The organism is Candidatus Stygibacter australis, from assembly GCA_030765845.1.
In the GTDB taxonomy this organism is placed as follows: Bacteria; Cloacimonadota; Cloacimonadia; order Cloacimonadales; family TCS61; genus Stygibacter; species Stygibacter australis.
The window spans coordinates 1-4,404 of sequence record JAVCDJ010000053.1 but is presented as its reverse complement, the minus strand read 5'-3'; the positions used below and the strand labels follow the sequence as shown (position 1 = coordinate 4,404).

Annotated in this window: 1 protein-coding gene; it reads left to right on the top strand. The window is 42.5% G+C overall.

Translation table 11 applies throughout. The annotated features are described in order from the left end of the window. Positions 1-4,404: immune inhibitor A (locus RAO94_03425; protein ID MDP8321383.1), on the top strand; the 4,404-nt coding region annotated here is incomplete at both ends.

Sequence of the window (4,404 nt, the reverse complement as noted above, 5' to 3'; positions counted from 1 at the left end):
TGCAATTGCTTATGATCCTCTCACAGATACGTTCTGGAGTGGCAATTTTGGAGACCCCATAGCCCACTGGGATCGTGACGGTAATGTATTGGACACCTTTGACAATCCAGGAGTTGATTTTTATGGACTGGCTTTTGATCCTGATGATCCGGAAGGACCTTTTTTATATGCATTCCATCAATCACCGGGATGTACTATCATCAAGATTGACCCGGAGACTTTTGAGATTCTGGAAACAGTAGATGTAACCGATCAAGGTGGAGACGGTGCTATCGCTGGTGGTTTGTGTTATATGAATGACTGGGATCCTGCTTTACGCACACTTGGTGCGCTTTTGCAGGGAGCACCGGATTATATCTGCGTTTATGAATTAGGTGAAAATGCTCCTGCTGGTGCTCCGGGTGCTCCTGAGATGTTCACAGTTACTCCAGACCCCAATGGTGGACTCACTGCTGATCTAGGCTGGATGAATCCTACTGAGACAGTTTCAGGTGAAACTCTGACTGATCTGGATGAAATGGGTGTATTTAGAGGTGGTGAACTTATTCATACAATTTCTAACCCAGTAATTGGCGGCGTGGAAAATTGGACAGACAACCTGCCGGAAGCTGGATTTTATGGTTATACAGTTATAGGGTTTAATGATGAAGGTGTAGGCGTGGGAGCCAGTGACACTGCCTATATAGGAGAAGATGTACCAGCAGCAGTAACCAGTATCACGCTGGCAAATGTAGATGGCAATGGTGAATTAAGCTGGGCAAATCCCACTGCGGGATTGCACGGCGGACCATTTAATGAACCCATTGAAGGTTATCATATAGTAAGAAGTGATGGAGAAGAATTTGAGCCCACGGGCATAATGACCACCTGGACAGATGATTCTATTCCCGAAGAAGGACTTTATGCCTACACGATCACACCTTATAATTCCATAGGCGATGGTGGCAGTGCCAGCTCAGAAATGACCTGGATCGGTGACAGTCAGGCAGCCATGTTTGGTGATCCTAATACCACTACAATGCACTATTACACACCCATAGATTTCTGGTACAGAAATTCTCTTTCCCAGACAATCTATTATGCAGATGAATTTGCTGCCCAGGGATTTGGTGGTGGAGCAATTACTGCTATTATGTATTATAATAATTTCGTAGATGATCTGCCCGGAATGCCAATTAATATCTGGATGCAGAATACAACTCTGGAAAATCTGAGTGGCGGCTGGGAATCAGCAACCGATATGACTCAGGTATACAGTGGAACTCTTGATTTTCCGATTGGTGTAAATGAGATCATGGTAGATCTTGATGATCCCTTTATATATGAAGGACAGAATCTGATCGTATTTGTGGAAAGAGTGATGGATACTGTATATTACAGTACAGGAGATACTTTCTATTATACTGATACTCAATATACTGACCGCTGCCTTTGGGCACAGAGTGATTCAGATGATTATGATCCTTATAATCCACCCACAACCATCAATTATTTGAGCAGTAATCCCAATACGATGATGTTCATTAATACTACTGGTTTGGGACAAATGGAAGGATATGCCTATAATACAGATACTAATGAGCCTCTGGAAGGTGTACTTATCGAGCTTATGGAACAGCGCATTCATACCTTCACAGATGCTAATGGACATTACAGCTTCCCGGGTCTTTTTGAGGGTACTTATGAAGCGCATGCCACTCTTTTTGCACACAGTGAAGATATTGAAACTGTGATTATTGTAGCCGATGAGACTACTGATCAGGATTTCTATCTGCAGCCAGTACCGGAAGTGGAAGTAACCGGACGTGTAGTTGGCTCAGATTATCCTGATATCGGACTTGCAGATGCCGTGGTAACCTTAAGCGGAATGGGCGTTCATGAAGGCATAACTGATGAAGATGGATACTTTAACATCAATACTGTGTATGCTTCTAATACTTATCAATTAGTAGTAGTAGCCGAAGGTTATGAAGTTCTGGTTGGTGAAGCCATTATCGGAGCAGGTAATACTGATCTTGGTGATCTGGTAGTCAATGAAATAGCCTTCCCGGCTTATGATGTGATAGCAACACAAAATGAAGACGATACAGTGGTTGACCTGATCTGGCATGGACCTAATCCTGCTGGTGGCAATTTTTGGGATTTTGAAAGTGATGATGGTGAATTTGTAGCCAATATGGGCTGGGCATGGGGTACAGACACTATGGCTGGTGCCTATAGTGGAGATAATGTTTGGGGTACAACTCTAAATGCCCAATATCCTAATAGTGTAAGTTATGAACTTGTCACTCCGGAAATGAATATTCCTACAGATGATGCAGTACTCACTTTCTGGCACTGGATGGATATCGAGACCAATTATGATGGTGGCAATATAAAAGTATCAACTGATGGTGGAACAAGCTGGACATTGATCACTCCAGTGGGAGGCTACCCCGGTACTGCCTATGGTTTAAATAGTGAAGCATGTTTCAATGGTTATGGTCAAACCTGGACACTGGTTACCTTTGAAATTGGAGCCTATCAGGGTGAAGATGTGATGTTAAAGTTCCACTTCGGCTCAGATAGTTCCATAACCTATCAAGGCTGGTATATTGATGATGTTTATGTGGGAATGCCGGAAGACAGATTGATGCATCCCAATAATCCTAACTTCCATCCAATAGCTAATTTATTGCCTCATAATAATGAGAGAATAATAGAGAACTACAATATTTATCTTCTTTTGATGGGAGAAGAAGAAAATGAAGAAAACTGGGAAACAATAGCTACAGCAGTTGAAGATACGGTTTATTCTGATCCTACCTGGGCAGATTTAGAGAGCGAAATCTATAAATATGCCGTAAAGGCAGAATATACTAATAATGTTTTAGCTGATCCAGCGATCAGTAACTGGGTAGGGAAAGATATGATTGCCACTCTGGAAGTTACGCTGACTACCAATGTTGGTGATATTCCTGCAGGTGCAACAGTATATCTGGAAGCTACTGAACCTGATCCAGTTGGGGATTATCCTGAATACAGCGGAATAACTGATGAAAATGGAGAATGCACAATAATTGGAATCTGGAAAAGCAATTATGATCTGATAGCATCATATCCAGGATTTTCTACTTTAACTGATAATATTGATATTCTGGAAAATGTGGTCACATATACTGGAATGATCTACGAGGAAGCCAATTCTCCTTATGACGTTTTGGCAGAAGTGAATGTAGAAGATACGGAATGTGACCTGATCTGGAATTCTCCAGGTTCCTGGCCTTCCTACGAGATCATTTATGATGATGATGAAGCAGAAAATGCCACTGCCTGGTATGATGCTGATAATGAACGTGCATTATGGTTTACAGCTCAGGGAGGACCGTGCATGGTCAGCGGTGGAAGCATGCACATTTATGATGGCACCTGGCCGGCAGGAAATATTCTCACTCCTTTCACAGCAGCAGTCTGGGCTTATGATGAAGCCACTGGAATGCCGGGTGAAATGCTGGGTAGTGTATTAGTAACACCCACTGATTATTTCTGGGTATCTTTTGAATTTGATGAACCAATAGCAATTGATGGCACGGAATTCTTCCTGGGTTATCTGCAGGGTGGTGCATATCCAGATTGTGCTGGAATAGGAATTGATGAAACTCCTCCAACCATGGGCAGAAGTTATGAACACTACGTAACAGGTGGTACTCCCTGGGCATTTTCTGGTTATCAGGATTTCATGCTGCGGGCAATCGTAATGGGACCGACTGGTCGTCAACTCACTGCTAGTTATGATAATCCTGTAGTTGATTTCAGTAATATCATTCCTCACAAGGGAGCCATAGGTTTACATGCCTCTAACCAGCCGCGGGGAATACAAGAAGTTGGCTCTGCCAGATACAATGTACTTCATAATATAGCACCCCTCAGCAGTATGTTCAGTTTACAATCCGGCATAAATTCAATCCGTGACCGTGAACTTCTGGGTTACAATGTTATCCTGGGAGAGTATGGAGACGAACCAAACTGGTCAACCTGGGAACAGGTTAACACGGAAATGATCGAGGATACAATCTACACGGATGTCAACTGGGTTGATCTTGAAAGCGGAACTATTTATACTTACGGAGTACGGGCAGTTTATACAAATAACAATCAATCTGAACCTGCTTTCAGTAACTGGGTAGGCAAAGATATGTTTACTAATGCATCGGTAAGTGTTTACGACTTTTTTGATAATCCGGTAGAAGAGGCAACAGTCAAATTCACGTGCCAGACTCCTGATCCGGATGAAGTTTACCATGAATATGAATTACTCACTGATGCTAATGGAGAAGTTTACTTCCCGCAGATCTGGAAGAGTATATATAATATCCGCATCAGCAAGGAGAATATGGCAACTTATGAATTGGAAATGGTGTCTAT